The organism is Kineococcus rhizosphaerae (assembly GCF_003002055.1).
Classification (GTDB): domain Bacteria; phylum Actinomycetota; class Actinomycetes; order Actinomycetales; family Kineococcaceae; genus Kineococcus; species Kineococcus rhizosphaerae.
In genome coordinates this window covers 418,963-437,737 of the sequence record NZ_PVZF01000001.1, presented here as the reverse complement: position 1 = coordinate 437,737, position 18,775 = coordinate 418,963, and the positions used below count along the sequence as shown (strand labels likewise).

Here is an 18,775-nt window from a genome sequence, read left to right as displayed (position 1 = left end):
GGGCGACACGGGTGGCGCGGGCGCCCGTCACCCGGACGGGTGCGTTAAAGGACACCGCCGCGGGTGCCGAAGGAGGGCGTAGCCAGGAAGGCTGAAGCGGGGCCACGGACGGGCCGCTGGACGAGTGACGCCCGAACGGGTGCCCGAGATCGACAGGCGGTGCAGTGAGACTTCCGAACCTCTCGCAACTGGTGGTCCCCGCGGGGGTCGTCGGCATCGTCCTGCTGCTCGTCGTGCCCCTGCCGGCGGCGCTGCTGGACTTCCTCATCGCCCTCAACATCACGCTCTCGCTCGTGGCGCTGCTGATGACGATGTTCGTCAAGCGGGTCCTGGACTTCTCCGTCTTCCCCTCGCTGATCCTCGTCCTGACCCTGTTCCGCCTCGGCCTGAACGTCGCCTCGACGCGGCTGGTGCTGTCCGACGGCTACGCCGGCAAGGTCATCGAGGCCTTCGGGCACTTCGTGATCTCCGGATCGCTGGTCATCGGCCTGGTGATCTTCCTGATCCTGGTCGTCATCCAGTTCGTCGTCATCACCAAGGGCGCCGAGCGCGTCGCCGAGGTCGGCGCCCGCTTCACCCTCGACGCCATGCCCGGCAAGCAGATGGCCATCGACGCCGACCTCAACGCCGGGCTCATCGACGAGGCCACCGCCCGACAGCGCCGCGCCGACGTCACCGCCGAGGCCGACTTCTACGGCGCCATGGACGGTGGCTCGAAGTTCGTCAAGGGCGACGCCATCGCCGGCATCATCATCATGCTGATCAACCTCATCGGCGGCTTCGCCATCGGGATGGTCCAGCACGGCCTCGGCCCGGCGGAGTCCATCCAGAAGTACGCGCTGCTCAGCATCGGTGACGGCCTGGTCTCCCAGGTGCCCGCGCTGCTGCTGTCGGTGGCCACCGGCCTCATCGTCACCCGCTCCACCGGCGCCGGTGACATGGGCTCCGAGGCGATCAAGCAGCTGTCCTCGCAGAAGCTGGCCTTCCAGATCGCCGGCGGCGCCCTCGTCGTCCTGGCCCTGATCCCCAGCATGCCGAAGCTGCCGTTCCTCGTCGTCGGCGGCGCCGCGATCTACGCCTCCACCCGCATCGCCAAGCGCGACAAGGCGGCCGCCCGCCAGGCCGCGCTGGCCGAGCTGGCCCCCGCCCCCGTCAACCCCGGTGAGGCCGCCGAGAACCTCCTCGAGGAGATGCGCGTCGACCCCCTGGAGGTCGTCCTGGCCCCCGACCTGGTCGACCTCGTCGACACCTCCGGCGGCGGCGACCTGCTCGAGCGCGTCCGCGCCCTGCGCCGCAAGATCGCCCTGGAGCTGGGCCTGGTCGTGCCGCCGGTGCGCACCCGCGACTCCCTGGACCTGCCCGTGTCCACCTACGCGGTGCGCATCTCCGGCGTCGAGGTGGCCCGCGGCATGGCCCCGCCCGGGCAGGTGCTGGCCCTGGGCGACAACCTCGACGGCCTGCCCGGCCGCAGCACCGTCGAACCCGTCTTCGGCCTGGCCGGCAAGTGGATCCCCGCCGAGCTGCGCCACCAGGCCCAGCTCACCGGCGCCACCGTCGTCGACCGCGCCAGCGTCCTCATCACCCACCTCGGTGAGCTCGTGCGCACCCACGCCCCGCGCCTGCTGTCCCGCGAGGACGTCCGGTCGCTCGTGGAGGCCCTCAAGCGCACCCACCCCGCCGTCGTCGACGAGCTCACCCCCGCCGTCCTCACCCTCGGGGAGGTCCAGCGCGTCCTGCAGGCCATGCTCGACGAGGCCGTCCCGATCCGGGACCTGGCGCGCATCTTCGAGGCGCTGTCCCTGCGCGCCAAGGCCGGTTCCGACCTCGACGGGCTCGTGGAGGCCTCCCGCCGCGCCCTGGGCCCGGCCGTGGCGGCCGTCCACGAGCAGGACGGCGTCCTGCACGTCATCACCCTGGACCCGCTCCTGGAGCAGCAGCTGGCCGACTCCCTGCGCCCCGGGGAGATCGGCGCCAGCCTCGCCCTGGACGCCCTGACCGCCGAGCACCTGGTGACCGGCTCAAGTTCCTGCCTCGAACGTGCCGAAGGGCAGGGCATCAGCGCGGTCCTGGTGTGCGCACCCCCGCTGCGCGCCCCGCTGCGCCGCCTGCTGAAGGTGGCCGTGGGCCGCCTGCACGTCCTGTCCTACGACGACGTGAGCAACCACCCCCGGATCGAGACGGTTGGATCGGTGAGCGGTGTCCATGCACTTGCTTCTTGAAGGCTCTGACCTGCAGGAACTCCTGAACTCCGTGCGCGAGCAGCACGGCAGCGCCGCGCGCGTCGTGCGCGCCGAGCGCATCCGCTCCGGAGGCGTCGCCGGCTTCTTCAGCAAGGAGCGCTACGAGGTGACCGTCGAGATGGACGGCGCCGGCGCCCCCACCGGCACCGAGACCGGCCCCGAAACCCGCACCGACCACTCCACGGGAGAGTCCTTGCCCGACCCCACCACCGCCACCGACGGCCTGGAGCAGCGCGAGGCCCTCGACTTCGAGGCCCTGCTCGCCGCCGCCGACGCCGCCGAGAGCACCGCCCGCAGCGCCACCGGTCCCGACACCTCGAGCGCCCCGAGCGCCCCGAGCGCCCCGGCGCTCGCCGGTGAGGTCGCCGGTGAGGTCGCCGCCGACGAGCAGGCGCACGAGTTCGAAGCCGCCCGTGCCGGGCTGCTGGAGGTGCTGCGCGCCTCGGGGTCGGCCACCGGGCCGACGACCGCGCCGACGACCGGTGAGGGCGCCGCGCAGGGCGGGCTCAAGGTTCCGGCCGCGGATGCCGAGTACCCCGTCGTGATCGCGCAAACGGGTGACACCGCTCAAGCCGAGCCGACCTCGCAGGAGGCGGCCGAGCAGGCCGTCGTCGCCTTCGAGGACGACCTGCTGGAGCAGGCGCAGGCCGAGATCGAGCAGGCTGAGGCTGAGCGTGCCGAGGCTGAGCGTGCGGAGGTCGAGCTCGCCGAACGCCGGCGCGCCGAGGCCGAGCGTGCCGAGGCCGAGCGTGTGCTGGCCGAGCGTGCCGAGGCCGAGCGTGTGCTGGCCGAGCGTGCCGAGGCCGAGCGCGCCGCCCGCGAGCGCGCCGAGGTCGAGCGTGCCGCCCGCGAGCGCGAGGCCGCAGAACGAGCCCTGGAAGAGGAGCGGATGCAGCAGCAGTTGATCCAGCGTCAGCAGGCCGAGCGTCAGCAGGCCGAGCGCGCCCACGCCGAGCGTCAGCGGGCGCAGCGGACCGCCGAGGTCCGCCGCCGGCAGGCCGAGCGCATGGAGCAGGCCGCGCCCCGCTCGCTGGGTGACGTCCTGGCCGCGGCCGACGCCGCCGAGGGCACCGACCGCCTCGGGGCGATGTTCGCCGCCGGCCAGCAGGCCCCCGTGCGCGAGGTGCGCGAGGTGCGCGCGGTGCGCCCGCACCGGCCGATCTCGACCGAGAGCGACTCCTTCGCGCGGACGATGGCCTCGATGCGGTCGGGCGCCACGCGAACCCCTGCGACTGGAGTAACGGCTGATGTACGCTCCGTGACGACCTCGGACCGCCCCGTCCGTCCTCGTCAGGGCCGTCCCGAGGCACGTCCCGCTCGCACTCCGGAGGAACGCGTGTCCGATCAGTTCGGTGCTCCCAACGGCGCGACCGCCCAGGGCCGCGGCCCCGCCCGTCGTCCGGAACTGCGCCGCCCCGCGGCCGTCGAGGACCAGTTCGCCGACCAGTTCGGTGACCAGTTCGGCGACCGGTTCGAGACCGACCGCCGTGAGTGGGCCCACGACTACGACGCTCTCGAGCAGACCTACGAGCAGACCTACGAGCAGCCGTACGCGCCGCAGGACTACGAGCGCCAGGAGGAGCGCGTCGCGCGCAGCCAGCCCCAGCGCGAGCGCCTCCCCGAGCGTGGAGCAGAACGTGCAACCGACCGAAGCGCGAACGACAACGAGGCGATGACCATGGATCTGACTTACCGTGAACCCGTGTCCACCTACAGTGAGCGTCAGGCGCCCTCCCGCGTGTCGTACCGCGAGCCGCAGGACACCGGTGACGTGCTGCGCCTGGCCCGCGACATCGACGTCCCCGCGCCGCTGCGCGTCGGGGCCGGTGAACTGGTCGTCGTGATCGGCGAGGCCGACGCGGTGGTCGCGGCCGCGCTGCTGGTCGCCGACGAGGTCGGCTCGGAGGCGCCCCTGGTGCTGGGCCGCGCCGACGTGCAGAACACGGTCACCGCCGACGAGCTGCCCGCCCGTCAGGAGCAGGCCCGTCGCTGGAGCGCACCGTTGACCGTGGCCATCCCGGCCCGTCCGACCGGCGCCGACGCCGAGCGCGCGGCCCGCATGGCCGCCGAGGTCGGCGCCGCCTCCGTCGTCGTGTGCGTCGACGCCACCCGCCGCAGCCACGCCGTGGCCAGCCTGCTGCGCGCTCTGGACGGCGTCGGCCTGCCGGCCCGTCGCCTGGCCGTGCACCGCGCCGCCGAGAGCCCGGACCCGCTGGACGTGCTGTCCCTGGACGTCCCCGTCGGCTTCCTCGACGGCCGTCCGGCGACCTCCGGCGCCTGGGCGGGGCTGCTGCTCGACGCCGCCGGCGACCCCGGCCTGCGCTGATCCCCGCCCTCTGCCCGTGACCGTCGCACAGATCCCGGAGAACGAGCGCCGATGGCCAGACGTGCCACCGCCGGTTCGGCCCTGACCCGTCCCGCCCCGGCGCACTGGCCCGGCCTGAACGACCGGGTGTGGGTGGAGGTGCAGCTGCCCGACCTCCTCGGAGGTGACCTCGTGCGGGTCCCGACCCGCGTGGAGGACACCTCCGAGGCCGGTCTGGTGGTCGCCGCCCCCAGCTTCCGCGGCGACCTGCAGGTCGTGGCGCCCGGACTGGCCGTCTCGGTCTGCTGGGCCGGTCAGCGCGGGCAGAGCCGGCAGGAGTTCCTGATCGCCGAGGTCGTGCGCCGCCGGGTGCCGGCCTGGGAGCTGGCCCCGTGCAGCGACGTCGTCGTCGAACAGCGACGCCGCTACGCCCGTGTCCCGGCCCTGGGGCCGGCGAGGATCGTGCCCGTCGCCGGTGACCCGCTGGCCGCCGAGCCCGGCCCGGACGGCGCCGAGGACGAACCCGTTGTGCTCGCCCAGCTGGTCGACCTGTCCGAAGGCGGCTCGGCCCTGTCGGTGCCGGCCGGCAGCTGGATGCGGCTGGGCCGGCTGGCCCGGGTCCACTTCGACCTGGACGGGTACCCCGTCGACCAGCCGGGGCAGATCGTCCGCTCCCTGAACGCCCTCGACCCCGGCCACCTCGAGGTCGTCGTCGCCTTCAGCGACCCGGTGCCCGCCGCCGACCGGTTGCGCCGCTACGTGATGCAGACCCAGATCCGCCAACGCCGTGGAGGCGACCGATGACCGCGATCGTGCTGGCCGTCAGCCTGGTGCTGTCGGCACCCTCCATCCTGGCCGCGGTGCGCGGTACCGGTGAGGTCGACACCGCGCTGCTGCACCTGGTCCTGGCGCTGGTGGTGACCGCGGTCGCCGCTCAGGTCCTGCGCCGGGTCGTGCGTCCCTACCAGGAGCAGGCCGCCCACCCGGCGCCGGAGGAGGCCGAGACCGGACCCGTCGCCGGCCGCCGCCGCGGGGACCTCTGAACCCCGTCCGCGCCTGCCGACGCCCGCTGCCGACGCCCGTCCTCCCAGGTGGGGGCGGGCGTCGCCGCGTCCTCGGCCACCCGCCACATCTGTAACGCGAACGACATGGCTGGACACGGTTCGTCACCTACACTGGTCGCATGCTGGTCCTGACCCGCAAGGCCGGGGAGTCCGTCGTCATCGGCGACGAGGTCGTGGTGCGCGTCCTCGAGGTGCGGGGGGACGTGGTCCGGGTCGGGATCGACGCCCCGAGGGACGTCCAGGTCCACCGCCAGGAGGTCTACGAGGCCGTGCGCGAGTCCAACATCGCCGCCGCCGCGGCCTCCGAGGAGGCCATCTCCGCCCTGCAGGGGATCGTGCGCCGCGCCGGTGCCCCGGAGACCACCCCGTAAGTCGGTCCCGCCCGCAGCCACCGGCGGGCACGTCTCACCTGTTCAGCCCCACGGGCCTCAAGGACCCCCGCCGCCGGTCCGAGACCACCTGCAGGAGCCGCGCGGGAGCGTGCGGCCGTCGCAGCGGACGAACGGTGGAGGACGACGATGGCGGCAGCGCGGGTCGGCACGTCGGAGGTCCTGCCCGCGGACCGGTTGGCCTCGGCCGTGGAGAACGCCGGCGTGGCCCTGCTCCTGATCGACGCGCAGGGACGCACGAGCCACGCCACCGCCGGCCTGGCCCGGGTGCTCGGCGAACCCCGCGCCGCCCTGGTCGGCCTGGACCGGCTGGGCTGGTGGCTGGGGCTGAGCCTGGACGCCGGGGACGAGCGGACGGTGCTGGACCCCGCCCTGAGGCCGTCGTTGTCGGCCGCCGCGCCGTCGGGTGCGGACCTGCTGGCCGTCGTGCAGCACCTGCAGGAGGCTCAGCACTCCGAGAAGCACCCCGGGACCCACCCCGGGGTGCACCTGGACGTGGACGTCGACCTCGCCCGCGCCGACGGTCAGCTGCTGGTCGCCCAGGTGCGCCTGAGCCCCGACGGGACGGGGGGAGTGGTCCTGCTGGTCCACGACGTCACCACCGACCGGGCCGCGGCCGCGAACCTGCGCACACTGCTGGCCCGGCAGGAGGCCGTCATCGCGGCCAGTCCCGACACCATCTACCGCATCCACCTCGGGCAGTCGGTGGTGGAGTGGACGAACACCGGCGCCGGGTCGCTGCTCGGGCTGCCGCCCGTCGAGCGCGACGCGCCGACCGCGCCCGTGCACCCCGACGACGTCCCGGTCGTCGCGCGCGCCGTGCAGGCCCTGCGCCACGCCGCACCCGGCGAGATCGTCGAGTGCACCTACCGCGTCCTGGGCGGGCACGGTGAGGAGTCGTGGGTGCACACCCGTTCCACCGTCTCGGACCGGACCGTCGCCGGCGCCCCGCTGCGGGTCGTGGGCATCGCCCAGGACCTCACCGAGACCATCACCACGATGGACGCCCTGGCCGGCTCCGAACGCCGCTTCCACGAGATCTTCGCCCGCGGCCCGGTCGGGATGCTGCTGTTCGGCCTGGAGGGCTGGGTCCACGAGGTCAACGTCGCGTTGTGCACGTTCCTCGAGCGGGACCCGGCCGAGCTCGTCGGGGCCCTGGCGGCCGACGTCGTCGACCCGGTGCCCTCCGAGGCCGAGCTCGCCGCCGGCCAGGACGCCCAGGCCCTGGCGGACGCGCAGCTGTCCGCGCTGGTCGAGGGCACCGAGGAGGTCGTGCACCGCGAACGGCGCTACGAGCTGCCCAGCGGCCGGGTGGTGTGGGCGCAGATCACCGTGTCGCTGACGTCCACCAGCACGGGGGAGCCGGCGTTCCTGGCCTTCGTCGAGGACATCACCGCCCGCAAGCGCGAGGCCGAGCAGTTGGAGCACGCGGCGCTGCACGACCCGCTGACCGGGCTGCCCAACCGCGCCCGGGCCGAGGACCGGCTCGGCACGGCCCTGGCGCGCACCCAGCGCCGCGGCGGCGGGTGCGCGGTGCTGTTCGTCGACCTCGACCACTTCAAGGAGGTCAACGACACCCTCGGGCACGCCGCCGGCGACACCCTGCTGCGCGACGTCGCCGACCGCCTGCGCTCGCTGCTGCGCGCCGGGGACACCGCCGCGCGCATCGGTGGGGACGAGTTCGTGCTGGTCTGCGAGGACGTGCCCGACGCGCAGGCGCTGGCCGCGATCGCGGCCCGGGTGTGCGAGCGGATCACCATCCCCGTCGACCTGGGGGCCCGCACGGTCACCGTCACGGCCAGCGTGGGCGCGGCCCGCACCGACGGCGCGGCGGCCGCCGACGACCTGCTGCGGGCCGCGGACCGCGCGATGTACCGGGCCAAGGCCGCCGGCCGGGCCTGCTGGCGGGTCGACTGAGCCCACCGGGCCCGGTCCGAGCGGGGTGATGAAGGTCACGCCCGTTCGGCCGTACCTGGGGATCCCCCCTGCGGCGGGTGCTCGTTACCCTGAGCGAGACCCTTCACCGACAGGTGAGGACAACGTCGTCTGCGGTCGAAGCACCGGCAACCGTCCGAACTCCTGGAGGTCTGACATGGACGAGAACACCACCACCGAGAACGTCGTCATCGACGTGCGCGAGGCCGCCGAGCTGACCACGGTCGCCAACCCGCGCCGCACCCAGCTCTGACCCGGCTCTGATCCGGCCTCGCCGGCCGAAGGCCCCCGTCCGGTCCGGACGGGGGCCTTCGCGCGTCCAGCACCCGTGCCCGCGGGGGCGGCTCAGGGTGCGCGCAGGACGCCGGCGCGGTACCAGCGGTGCAGGATCTCGTAGCCGTCGTCACCGGTGACCCACGGCACGGGGGAGTGCTCCGGCGTGGCCGGGGCCGACAGCGGGTGCCCCCCGGCCAGGAGCTGCTCGGCCGGGGTCAGGCGCCGGATGCCGACGCCGGCGACCCGCTCGGGGGCGGCGGCGAGGAACTCGGCGTAGGTGCGGGGGTCGTGCTGGCCGTCGTCGCCGACCAGCAGCCAGCGCACCTGCGGCAGCTCGCGCGCCAGCCGCGCCAGGGACTCGCGCTTGTGGGCGGCGCCGTCGCGGAACCAGCCCGTGTTCGTCGGGCCCCAGTCCGTGAGCAGCATCGGGCCCTCGGGGTAGCCGGAGCGCTGCAGGAACCGCGACAGCGTGGGGGCCACGTTCCACGCCCCGGTGGACAGGTACAGCACGGGCGCGCCGGGGTTCTCGGCCACCACCTGCCGGTACAGCTCGGCCATCCCGTTCACCGGCACCCGGGCCCGTTCGTCCAGGACGAAGGAGTTCCACGCCGCCACCAGCGGCCGCGGCAGGCGGGTCACCACGACCGTGTCGTCGATGTCGGACAGCAACCCGGTCACCGGGTCCGGACCGACGACCACGATGCGCGCGGACCCGCTGTGCCGCACCGCGTTCGCCGCCGGGATCTCCGCCCCGCCCTCGGTGTCGTCCTCCACGAGCTCGACCTCGGGCGGCAGCTCGGCCCCCTGCGGCGCCTCGGGCCCGACGGTCAGGACGACCTCGTGGACCCCGGGGGGCAGGTCGATGTCGACGCGTTCGTCGACGTAGCCCTCGCGGTTGGTCCGCACCAGCCGCTCCTGCCCGCCGATGCGGACGGTGACCTCGGCCCCGGCGACGGGGACGGTCAGGAAGTTGCGCCACCCGCGCAGGGTGCGGTCCTGGTCGCGCGCGCTCTCCTCACGGGTGTCCTCCCGGCCCAGCAGGACCCGGCCGAACACGCGCACCCAGCCGGGACCGCCGTACCCGGGGTAGGCCAGGGCCCGGGCGTGGTACCCGCGCCGGCGCAACCGGGACCCGGCCAGGCCCTTGACGGCGTCCTCCACGCGCGCGGCCCGGTGCAGGCCGTGCTCGCCGGGACGGGGTGCGAGGTCCCCGCGCAGGTCGACGAGGTCGCGGCGGGCCTCCTCGACCCGTCGTGCCCGCCGCTGCGTGCGCTGCGCCCGGGTCAGGGCCGGCCCGTTGATCACCTGCTCGACCCTAACGGGCGGCGAACCCTCCGGCGAGGCGGCTGAAGCCCTCGTCCAGCGGCACCCGCGGGGACCAGCCCAGCCGCTGCCGCGTGCGGGAGACGTCGAACCAGTGCGCCGTGGACAGCTGCTCGGCCAGGAACCGCGTCATCGGCGGCTCGTCGGGCAGCGCGAAACGGGTCCAGACGCGTTCGACGAGACCGCCGGCGACCTTGGCGGCCGCCGACGGGACCCGCCGCGTCGGTGCCGCGACACCCGCCGCGGCGCAGATGCGCGCGAAGACCTCCGCCACGGTGCGCGGCTCGCCGTTGGTCACCACGAACGCCTCCCCGTGCACCCCCTCGTCGATGCACCGGTCCAGGGCCGCCACCAGGGCGTCCACGGCGTTGTCGACGTACGTGGTGTCGATCAGGGCCGTGCCGTCGTCCAGCAGCGGCAACCGGCCCGCCCGGGCCCGGTCGGCGATCCGCTGGACCAGCTGCGTGTCACCGGGACCCAGGACGATGTGCGGGCGGACCGCGCACACCGCGAACCCGGGCGCGTCGGCGCCCAGGGCCAGCAGCTCGGCCCGCGCCTTGGTCTGCGCGTACGACCCGTGCGCGGCGTCGGGGTCGGCCGCGGTGGTGCCCACCCCCACCAGCGCCGACCCGGCGTGCGCGACCGAGGGGGAGGACACCATGACGAACCGCTGCACGCCCGCGGCCCGGGCGGCCTCGAGCAGGTTCGCGGTGCCGTCGACGTTCGTGGCGACGTACTCCGGGTGCGGACCGGTGACCGACACCTTCGCGGCCAGGTGCACGACGGCGTCGATCCCCGCCACGGCCCGCGCGCACGCGTCGGGGTCGGTGACCGAGCCCAGGACCTCCTCGAACCCCGCCAGCCCCGCGGGCCGGCGCTGCAGCAGGCGCACCCGGTCCCCGCGCGCGGCGAACGCGCGCGCCGTCTCGCGGCCCAGCATCCCGCTGGCCCCGGTCACGAGCACCCTCACGCCAGCCTCCCGGCCCTCTCGCCCGCCAGGGCCCGCTCGGCCCACGCCTGGACCCGGACCCGGTCGATCTTGGAGTTGTGCCGCACGTCCGTCGGCAGCGCCGGCACCAGCAGCACCGCGGCCAGGTTGCGGCCCGTGGCCACCCGCACCGCCTGCGCCAGCACCGGATCGGCGACCGTGGTCCGGCGCACCGGATCGCTCGCCTCGGCCACCACCGCGAACTGGCACGCGGCGCGCGGGCCGATCCCCACGAACGCGGCCCGCGCGATGCCCGCCACGCGCTCGGCGCGCTGCTCGGGACCCACCGGGGTCACGACCTCCCCGGCGGTGGTCACCACGTGCGCCAGACGCCCCTCGATCCACACCCGGCCCCGCTCGTCGAGGTGCCCGACGTCACCCGTGCGGTGCCAGCGCCCAGCACGCACCGCACCCAGCAGCGTGGCCGAGGGCCGCACGTCGACGCTGGCGGCCTGCGTGCCCCACAACTGGTCGTAGTGGTCCTTGACGTGCTCACCGCCGACGACGACCTCACCCACGACCCCCGGGGTCGTCAGCAGCTCCGCCCCGGCCCGGCCGTCGGCGTCCAGCGGCGCCAGGGCCACCGTGACGCCCTCCACGGGCCGGCCCACGCAGATCCCCTCACCCTCACCGGCGTCGAGGATGTCCGACAGGCCCACGTCCGTGGCCGGCAGCACCTCCGTGGCCCCGTACGGGGTCCGCGGGTCGGCCAGCGGCATCAGCTCACGCACCCGCTGCAGCAGCGGCGTCGGCACCGGCGCCCCCGCCGACAGCAGGGTCGTCACTGTGCCCAGCGCCGCGCGCTGCGCCCCGTCGAGGCCGCCGGCGGTGGCCAGCACGTTCACCACCGCCGCCGGGGACAGGAACACCGACGTCGCCGCCGCCGCCGCGACCGCGTCCGCCAGGGCGCTCGCCGTCAAGGTCGCCGGCTTCGTGACGTCCATCGCCGGCACCACGCACGTGGCTCCCAGCGCGGGCCCGAACAGCGCGAACGGCGCGAACGCCGACACCAGCGGCTGCCCCGGCCCGATCCGGATGACCCGGCCCATGGCCTGCGCCAGCTGCGCGAGCTGGCCGTGGGTGTACACGACCCCCTTCGCCGGTCCCGTCGAGCCCGACGTGAACAGCACGGCCCCCTCGGCCTGCGGCCCCGGTTCGGCGGGCAGCGCGGTCCCCGCGGCCAGCCGCGCCGCGCCCTGCTCGGCGATCGCGACGAGCTCGGCGACGGCGACCCGCTGCCCGGGCCAGCGCAGCGCCCGCGCCGCCAGCAGCGCCTTCGGCACACCCACGACCCAGTCCACCCCGGCGCCGGTGACCGCGCGCGAGAGCCCGCGCACCCCCAGCCCGGCGTCGGCCACGACCGCCACCGCCCCCAGGCGCAGCAGCGCGTACAGCGCCGCGGTCAGGTCCGCGCCCGGCGGCACCAGCAGCGACACCCGCTGCCCGGCGCGCACCCCGCGCGCGGCGAACCCCGCCGCGAGCTCCTCGGTGCGCCGGGCCAGCAGCCCCCACGACACCGCCCGCGACGACCCGTCCGGGCGCATCTCCACCACGGCCGGACCGTCGGCGACCCGCGCGTCGCCCGAGCGCTGCCGCAACGCCGCCCACATCGGCGGCACGTCCGGCCCGGGGGCGGGCGCGGCGCCGGCGTCCTGACCGACCCCCGGGTCCAGGACGCGCGCGTCCAGCCAGCGCAGCACCAGGTCCGCGAACCCCGGGTCCTCCGGCGTCAGGTGCGAGGCGCCCTCGAAGCGGTGCACGTCCGCGTGCGGCACCCGCGCGCGCCAGTCCCGCAGGAACCACTCGCCGAACACCGGGTCCCGCGGGCCCCACGCCACCAGCGTCGGGACCCCCGCCGCGGCCAGCCGGCCGATCCCGGCGCTCACCGCGTCCAGCGCCGCCCGGCTCGGGTGCTGCGCACCCACCGGCACATCCGCCACGAACGCGTCGATGCCCGCCCGCTCGGCCTTGGAGGAGTACGGCGAGCGGTACGCCGCCTTCACCGCCGCCGGCAGCGCCGGTCGCGGCAACGCCAGCGTCGTGCGCAAGAACGCCTCCGAGCCCGACGTCGCCCACCGCCGCACCCCCGGCGCCAGGACCGCCTTCAGCACCCCCGGCGCGCCCGCGTCCGCCGGCCAGCTCGCCGCCGTGTTCGCCACGACCAGGCCGGTGACGTCCACCGACGTCGGGTGCGTCGCCGCCCAGCCCGACACGACGATCCCGCCCCAGTCGTGACCGACGGCCACGACCTTGCCCGACAGCGCCAGCGCCTCGACCAGACCGGCCAGGTCCTCGACGCGCTGCGCCAGGCGCCGGGTCGTGCCCGTGCGCTCGGAGAACCCCATCTCCAGCTGGTCCACCGCCACCACGCGCCAGCCCAGCTGCACCGCCGACGCCGCGCTCGCCAGGTGCCGCCACAGGTACGACCACGTCGGGTTGCCGTGCACGCACAGCAACGTGCCGACCACGTCGCCGTCCCCGGCCCCGGGGGCGGTGTCCAGCACGTGCCACGTGCGCTCCACCCCGGCGTGGTCGCGCGCCCGCACCAGCCGCGACCACCGCGGGTCCCAGCCCGGCAGGTCCGCCGGCGGACGCACCGCGGGCAGGACCACCGCGGGGGAGGGGGAGGAGGTGTCGGGGAGGGCCGCGCTCACCACGCCAGCTCGAGCATCGCCGTGTTCAGCCCCGAGCCCACGCCCATCGCCATGACCTTGTCGCCGGGGGAGAACTCCGGCGCCGACTTCGCCAGCGTCATCGGCAGCGAGATCGGACCCACGTTGCCCCACGTCGGGAACGTCATCGGCACCTTCGCCGGGTCCACCCCGATCCGGCTCACCAGCGTCTCGGTGTGCACCCGCGAGATCTGGTGGATGACGAACTTCTTCGCCTCCCGCCACCCCCACAGCGCGTCCCCGGCCTCGAAGGCGTCCACGACGATCTCGATGCCCTCGGTCAGCATCAGCTTGGCGTCGGTGCGCATGTGGTTCATGTCCCCGATGCACAGCTCGTGGTGGGCCGTGCCCGCCCGCGAGACCCCGCCGACGATCCGGTGCCCCTCCGGGTGCCGGTCCGCCCGGCCGATGACCGCCGCCGCCGCACCGCAGCCCAGCGTCATCGTCGCGAACTCGTTGAGGAAGTCCTTGCGCGTGATGCCCTCGCGCTGCAGCCGCGCCACCGTGCCCTCGTGCATCGAGCGCACGTCCTCGGCGCCCAGGACCACGGCGTACTCGACCATCCCCGCGTCGATCATCGCCGACGCCACCTGCACCCCGTTCACCCACGCCAGGCACGCGTTGGCGATGTCGAAGTTCAGCGCCGAGGTCGGCAGGTCCATCCCGTGGTGCACGCTCGTGGCCACCGCCGGCTCCAGGTGCGGGCGCGTCACCGTCGTCGAGATCACCATCCCGACCTGCGAGGCGTCGACCCCCGCCTCCGACAGCGCCTTCGCCCCGCACTCGGCGGCCACGTCCGAGGCCTTCTGCCCCGGCGCCCACCACCGGCGCTCGCGGACCCCGGCCACCTTCTCCAGCAGCCCCGGCCGCAGCCGCAACCGCTCCAGCGTCGGGGCCAGCACCTCGTCGAAGTGCGAGGACGGCACCACCACCGGCGCCTCGACGTGCGAGATGGACAACAGCGCGGCGTTGGCCGGGGCGAACGTCGAGTTCCCCTGGAAGGGCGACCCCACGCGGTGCGCGGAGGCAGCGTCGGAGCTGGAAGGGTCGAACAAGGGCTTCCCCGATCTATCGTTGGCCGCGCGGGCGGGACCTCAGGTTAACCGCCGACGAACACTGTGCTCGCCGCCGGACCCGACCGCAGGCCGAGGACCGCCGCCGACGCCGACTCCAACGCCTCGCGCGCCCGCTGCAGTTCCCCCCGCGCCGGCAGCGCCCGCGCGAAGCACACCCGCTCCAGCACCGACAGAGCCCCCCGCGCCTCCTGCCACACCGGCCCCGGCACCCCCGCCGGCCCGGCCCCGGCGAGCCGCTCGCGCCACGACGAGACCCCCTCGCTGGCGCCGCGGCGCAGCGACGGGTCCAGCACCGCCTCGAAACCGTCCACCGCCACCAGCAGCGCCACCACCGACGCGTCCCCGCGCCGCGCCACCGGCACCTGCGACAGCTGCGGACTCCGGCGCCGGCGACGAGGCGACCACCACGCGAACCAGCCGACCAGCGCGGCCCCGGCCAGCACACCCCCGGCGGTCCAGGCCCGCGCCGCCGGCGAGTCCAGCACCGCCGACACGCTGCGCTGCACCCACGACCACGCCCGCTGCCACCACGACCCCGACCCGGCACCGGCCAGCGCGGCCCCCGCCGTCGGGTCCGAGGAGACCCACCCCGTCCCCGGGACCCACACCTCGACCCACGCGTGCGCGTCCTGCGCGCGCAGCACCCGCTCCCCGCCCTCGTGCGCCCCACCGGAGAACCCCGTCACCAACCGCGCCGGGACCCCCGCCGAGCGCAGCAGCACCACCTCCGCGCTCGCGAACTGCTCGCAGAACCCGACCCGGTCCACGAACAGGAACCGCTCCACCGCGTCCGCACCCTCCTGCGGCACCGGGGCGTCCAGCGCGTACCGCTCGTGCTCGCGCAGGTACGCCGACACCGCGCGCGCCGCCGCCACCGGGTCCTGCGCCCCGGTGGGCCCCGACGACGCGACCAGCCCCACGCCCAGGTCCCGCACCCGCCGCGGCAGGTCCGCCGGCAGCTGCACCCACCGCTCCCGCTCCAGCGGGCCGGCCGTCCCCGACACCCGCACCACGTCCGACTCCAGCGACGGGACCTGCCGCGACACCACGTCGTACGGCACGTCGGCCGACGACAGGGAAACCCCGGAACCGTCGTCCCGCAACGACAACGGTCCCTGCGACGACGACGGGACCGGCCGCAGCGCCACCGGCGACCCCGCGCTCACCACCGCGTCGTAGGACCCGAGCGGGACCACCCGGTCCGTGCGCTCGCGCGCCGACGCCCCGTCCTCCACCGCCGAGGCCCAGCCCGTCGCCGTCGGGGTCCACAGCCCCAGCGGAGCCGACACCGACCACGTCCGGCCGTCGTAGACGTCCAGCACCCCCGCCCGCCACAGCTGCGGCGAGGCCGCCGGCACCCGCAGCAGCGGCGTGGCCGCCAGCTCCCCGCGTGAGGACAGGTCCAGCGTGCCCCCCGCGTACGCCTGCGCGCTGCGCGCCACCGCCTCCTGCCCGTCGGCGCCCCGCCCCGCCGCGCCGGACCCGGACGCCGCCGCGGACGCCCACCCGGCCACGGCACCACCCTGCGGCGCCGGCACCAGCAGGAACACCACCGACGCCACCACCGCCGCCACGCCCAGCCCCGAGGCCACCCGCCGCACCAGCGCAGCGTCCACCGGCCGGTGCGGCACCGAGAACGCCGTCCCCGCCGACGCCGACACCCACACCAGCGCCGCCGGGCCCACCAGCCCCGCCGACGGGGAGATCCCCGCCGCCGCCAGCGACACCAGCACCGCCAACCCCAGCACCGAGCGCACGTCCCGCGCCGAGCGCACCACCGCGAACTGCCGCACCGCCAACGCCACCGCCAGCACCGGCCACACCGCCAGCGCACCGCGCCCGGCGACCAGACCCGGCAACCACACCAGCGCCGCGACCGCCCCCAGCGCACCCACCAGCTGCGCACCCGCCCGCGAGCCCCGCAGGAGCAGCGCCGCACCCACCGCCACCGCCGACGAACCCGCCACCGCCCACGGCGCCGCACCGGTCACCGCCAGCCCCAGCACCGAGGCCACCACCGCCACCGCAGCGCACCCCAGCGCCGCCCGCGACACCGCGTGCGAACCCAGCAGGGCGTCCGGACCCGCGCCGCGCACCGAGCTCACCACGACCCCCACCCCGACGAGACACCCGACGACGAACCCGACGACGAACCCTGCGCTGCACCCCACGACCACCCGGCCGCCGACGCGACCACCACCCGGCCACCCCGACCGGCCACCCGGCCGGCGCTCGCGAGCGCGGTCGCCACCGCGGCCTCACCGGCCGGTGAGGCCGCGGCGAGCACGTCCAGGGCCCGCGGGCCCTCCGCCGGCCGCCCGGCGCCGTCCAGGACCGCGACGCGCCGGCCCGCGGCCCGTTCGGCGTGCAGCAACGCCGCGACCTCGCCCAGGACCGTCTCGAACCCCTCGGGCTCACCGCCGCCGAGGACGACGACGAGCTGCCCCAGCGGTTCGGCCTCCCGCTCGAGCACCACCAGCGACGGACCCGCCGGGGACGACAGCGGCCCGCGCCGCGCCGACGCCCGCCAGTGCACCGAGGCCGCGCGGTCACCGGCCCGGAACGGGCGCAGGCCCGCCACGTCGTCCGACCCCACCCGCACCGGCGGGACCGGCAGCACGGGCACCGCCGTCGGCGCCGGGTGCACCGCGACGGGCGCCTCCAGCCGGGCCCGGCGGCGGTGCAGCAGCAGCCCGAGGACGTCGGCGGCCTGCACCAGCACGTCCGGCCCGGCGCTCAGGCCCCGCACCAGCGCCTCCCGCGGCACGCGCAGCTCGACGGCCTCACCGGCGCGCAGCGCCGGGACACCCACGTGCACGTGGGCGAACCCGTCGCCGCCCAGGTGCAGCACGACCGCCGCGCACGAGCGGTGCGCGGTGTTGCGCACCCGCACCACGTGCTCGACGACCTCGCCGACCCGGGCCCGCGCGGGCACCCGCACCGCCACCGCGAGCCGGCCGAAGGGCGGCATCGTCGCCACCGCCGTCGCCACCGCGGCCAGCAGCGCGCAGCCGACCAGCGTCAGCCACCGGTTCCCGACCCCGAACGACAGCACCAGCAGCGCCGGCCCCGCCGTCGCCAGCAGCACCGGGCGCCACCGCAGACCCCGGCCCCCCGGCAGCTCCGTCTCCAGCTCGCTCAGGAAGCGCTCGGTCACCGCTGCAGGTCCACCGCGACCGCGGGGACGAGACCCGCCGCGAGCCGCTCCTGGGCCACCGTCCGCGCCGCCGGCCCGTCCTCACCCAGCAGCGAGTGCGCGTCGCCGGGCACCAGCCGGTGCGCCAGCACCGGCACCACCAGCGCCTGCACGTCCTCGGGCAGCACGTGGTCGCGCCCGGCCAGGACCGCCCGGCCCTGCGCGCACCGCACCAGGGTCAGCACCGCCCGCGTGCCCGCCCCGGAACGGACCTGCGGGTCCGTGCGGGTGGCCCGGCACAGCCGCACCGCCAGGTCCAGCGTCGCGTCGGCCACGTGCACGGCCGCCGTCGCCTCCTGCAGGTCCAGTAGACCCGCCAGGTCCAGCACGGGGGACAGCGCCTCGGGACGGTTGCCCGCCAGCTGCTCGCGCACCACCTGGCGCTCCACGTCCTCGGCCACCGGCCCCAGCACCAGCCGCACCGCGAACCGGTCCAGCTGCCCCTCGGGCAACGGGTACGTCCCGTGCTGCTCCACCGAGTTCTGCGTCGCGATCAGCACGAACGGGTCCGGCAGCCGGTGCCGCACCCCGTCCACGGTCACCGCCCGCTCCTCCATCGCCTCCAGGAACGCCGACTGCGTCCGCGGCGACGTGCGGTTCAGCTCGTCCACCAGCAGCACCGGCGCGAACACCGGCCCGGGCACGAAGCGGAACCCGCCCGTGGCCGGGTCCCACACGCCCGCACCGGTCACGTCCGCCGGCAGCAGGTCCGCCGTGGCCTGCACCCGCGAGCACCGCGCCCCCACCGACGCCGCGAACGCCGTCGCCAGCGTCGTCTTGCCCGTGCCGGGCACGTCCTCGATCAGCACGTGCCCGCGCGCGAGCACAGCCGTCACGAGCAGCTCGACCACGGCCAGCCGGCCGCGCACCACCCGCTCGATCCCCTCGACCAGGCCGCGCGCAGCGACGGTCGGGTCGCCGGAGGGGAGGGGGTGCACCAGAGCGTCAGTCACCCGGTGTGGATCGGCTCCCCGCCGCGCCGACCCGACGAGCCGTCCCCCGGGTGGAGCAGTGGCATGGGCGACCCCCCTGGCGTGCTAGGGTTTTCCTCGTTCGCACGGGAGGAAACACCCGGGCGAGCACCACTCGTCCGGGTGGCGGAATAGGCAGACGCGCTAGCTTGAGGTGCTAGTCCACGTATAGTGGGTGGGGGTTCAAGTCCCCCCTCGGACACTCGTTGAGACAGCGACGAGACAAGCCCCGACCAGCATTCGTGCAGGTCGGGGCTTTTTTCGATTGTGGCGTCGAACCCTCCGAGGTCCGAAGGACGACCCGGGAGCACCACCGCAGGCCTCACCGCGTCCAGTTCCC

Annotated in this window: 13 protein-coding genes and 1 tRNA gene; 7 read left to right on the top strand and 7 right to left on the bottom strand. The window is 75.8% G+C overall.

Annotation, left to right across the window (positions count from 1 at the left end; all coding sequences use genetic code 11):
• Positions 1-164 precede the first annotated feature (164 nt).
• The 6 genes from flhA (at position 165) to CLV37_RS02165 (ending at position 7,915) form a co-directional block, all read left to right on the top strand.
• On the top strand, positions 165-2,219 hold the full coding sequence (gene flhA, locus CLV37_RS02190; RefSeq protein ID WP_106206491.1) for a flagellar biosynthesis protein FlhA: 2,055 nt from the start codon (positions 165-167) through the stop codon (positions 2,217-2,219).
• The gene (locus CLV37_RS02185; RefSeq protein ID WP_146149260.1) at positions 2,197-4,566 is read left to right on the top strand and encodes a hypothetical protein; all 2,370 of its coding nucleotides are present in this window, start codon (positions 2,197-2,199) and stop codon (positions 4,564-4,566) included. Before flhA ends, CLV37_RS02185 begins: the two co-directional genes overlap by 23 nt.
• A 51-nt stretch (positions 4,567-4,617) precedes the next feature.
• Complete coding sequence (locus CLV37_RS02180) at positions 4,618-5,349, top strand: flagellar brake protein (protein WP_106206487.1); 732 nt, start codon at positions 4,618-4,620, stop codon at positions 5,347-5,349.
• Complete coding sequence (locus tag CLV37_RS02175) at positions 5,346-5,588, top strand: hypothetical protein (RefSeq protein ID WP_106206485.1); 243 nt, start codon at positions 5,346-5,348, stop codon at positions 5,586-5,588. The genes CLV37_RS02180 and CLV37_RS02175 overlap by 4 nt, the downstream gene beginning before the upstream one ends.
• 140 nt (positions 5,589-5,728) lie before the next feature.
• Entirely contained in the window at positions 5,729-5,980 is a 252-nt protein-coding gene (gene csrA / locus CLV37_RS28950) for a carbon storage regulator CsrA (protein WP_106206483.1), read from the top strand.
• 147 nt (positions 5,981-6,127) lie between these two features.
• Positions 6,128-7,915 (top strand): diguanylate cyclase domain-containing protein, encoded by a 1,788-nt coding sequence (locus CLV37_RS02165; RefSeq protein WP_106206481.1) that lies wholly within the window; start codon positions 6,128-6,130, stop codon positions 7,913-7,915.
• Between the two features lie 363 nt (positions 7,916-8,278).
• Here the strand turns inward: CLV37_RS02165 and CLV37_RS02160 are convergent, their stop codons facing one another.
• The 7 genes from CLV37_RS02160 to CLV37_RS02130 form a co-directional block, all read right to left on the bottom strand.
• On the bottom strand, positions 8,279-9,427 hold the full coding sequence (locus tag CLV37_RS02160) for an App1 family protein phosphatidate phosphatase (RefSeq protein WP_425433601.1): 1,149 nt from the start codon (positions 9,425-9,427) through the stop codon (positions 8,279-8,281).
• Between the two features lie 97 nt (positions 9,428-9,524).
• Positions 9,525-10,502: an NAD-dependent epimerase/dehydratase family protein gene (locus CLV37_RS02155; RefSeq protein ID WP_106206479.1), complete on the bottom strand. Its 978-nt coding sequence runs from the start codon at positions 10,500-10,502 to the stop codon at positions 9,525-9,527.
• Positions 10,499-13,174 carry an alpha/beta fold hydrolase gene (locus tag CLV37_RS02150; RefSeq protein WP_211298302.1) on the bottom strand — a complete coding sequence of 892 codons (2,676 nt, stop codon included), beginning with the start codon at positions 13,172-13,174 and terminating at the stop codon, positions 10,499-10,501. The genes CLV37_RS02155 and CLV37_RS02150 overlap by 4 nt, the downstream gene beginning before the upstream one ends.
• Positions 13,171-14,247 (bottom strand): 3-oxoacyl-ACP synthase III, encoded by a 1,077-nt coding sequence (locus CLV37_RS02145; protein WP_106206477.1) that lies wholly within the window; start codon positions 14,245-14,247, stop codon positions 13,171-13,173. Before CLV37_RS02145 ends, CLV37_RS02150 begins: the two co-directional genes overlap by 4 nt.
• Before the next feature lie 44 nt (positions 14,248-14,291).
• On the bottom strand, positions 14,292-16,439 hold the full coding sequence (locus tag CLV37_RS28760; RefSeq protein ID WP_170127002.1) for a transglutaminase TgpA family protein: 2,148 nt from the start codon (positions 16,437-16,439) through the stop codon (positions 14,292-14,294).
• Complete coding sequence (locus CLV37_RS02135) at positions 16,370-17,425, bottom strand: DUF58 domain-containing protein (RefSeq protein WP_106206473.1); 1,056 nt, start codon at positions 17,423-17,425, stop codon at positions 16,370-16,372. The genes CLV37_RS28760 and CLV37_RS02135 overlap by 70 nt, the downstream gene beginning before the upstream one ends.
• Positions 17,422-18,417: an AAA family ATPase gene (locus CLV37_RS02130; protein ID WP_106206471.1), complete on the bottom strand. Its 996-nt coding sequence runs from the start codon at positions 18,415-18,417 to the stop codon at positions 17,422-17,424. Before CLV37_RS02130 ends, CLV37_RS02135 begins: the two co-directional genes overlap by 4 nt.
• A gap of 135 nt (positions 18,418-18,552) precedes the next feature.
• Here CLV37_RS02130 and CLV37_RS02125 point away from each other — a divergent pair.
• Positions 18,553-18,637: transfer RNA gene (locus tag CLV37_RS02125), tRNA-Leu, on the top strand.
• The last annotated feature ends 138 nt before the right edge of the window (positions 18,638-18,775 follow it).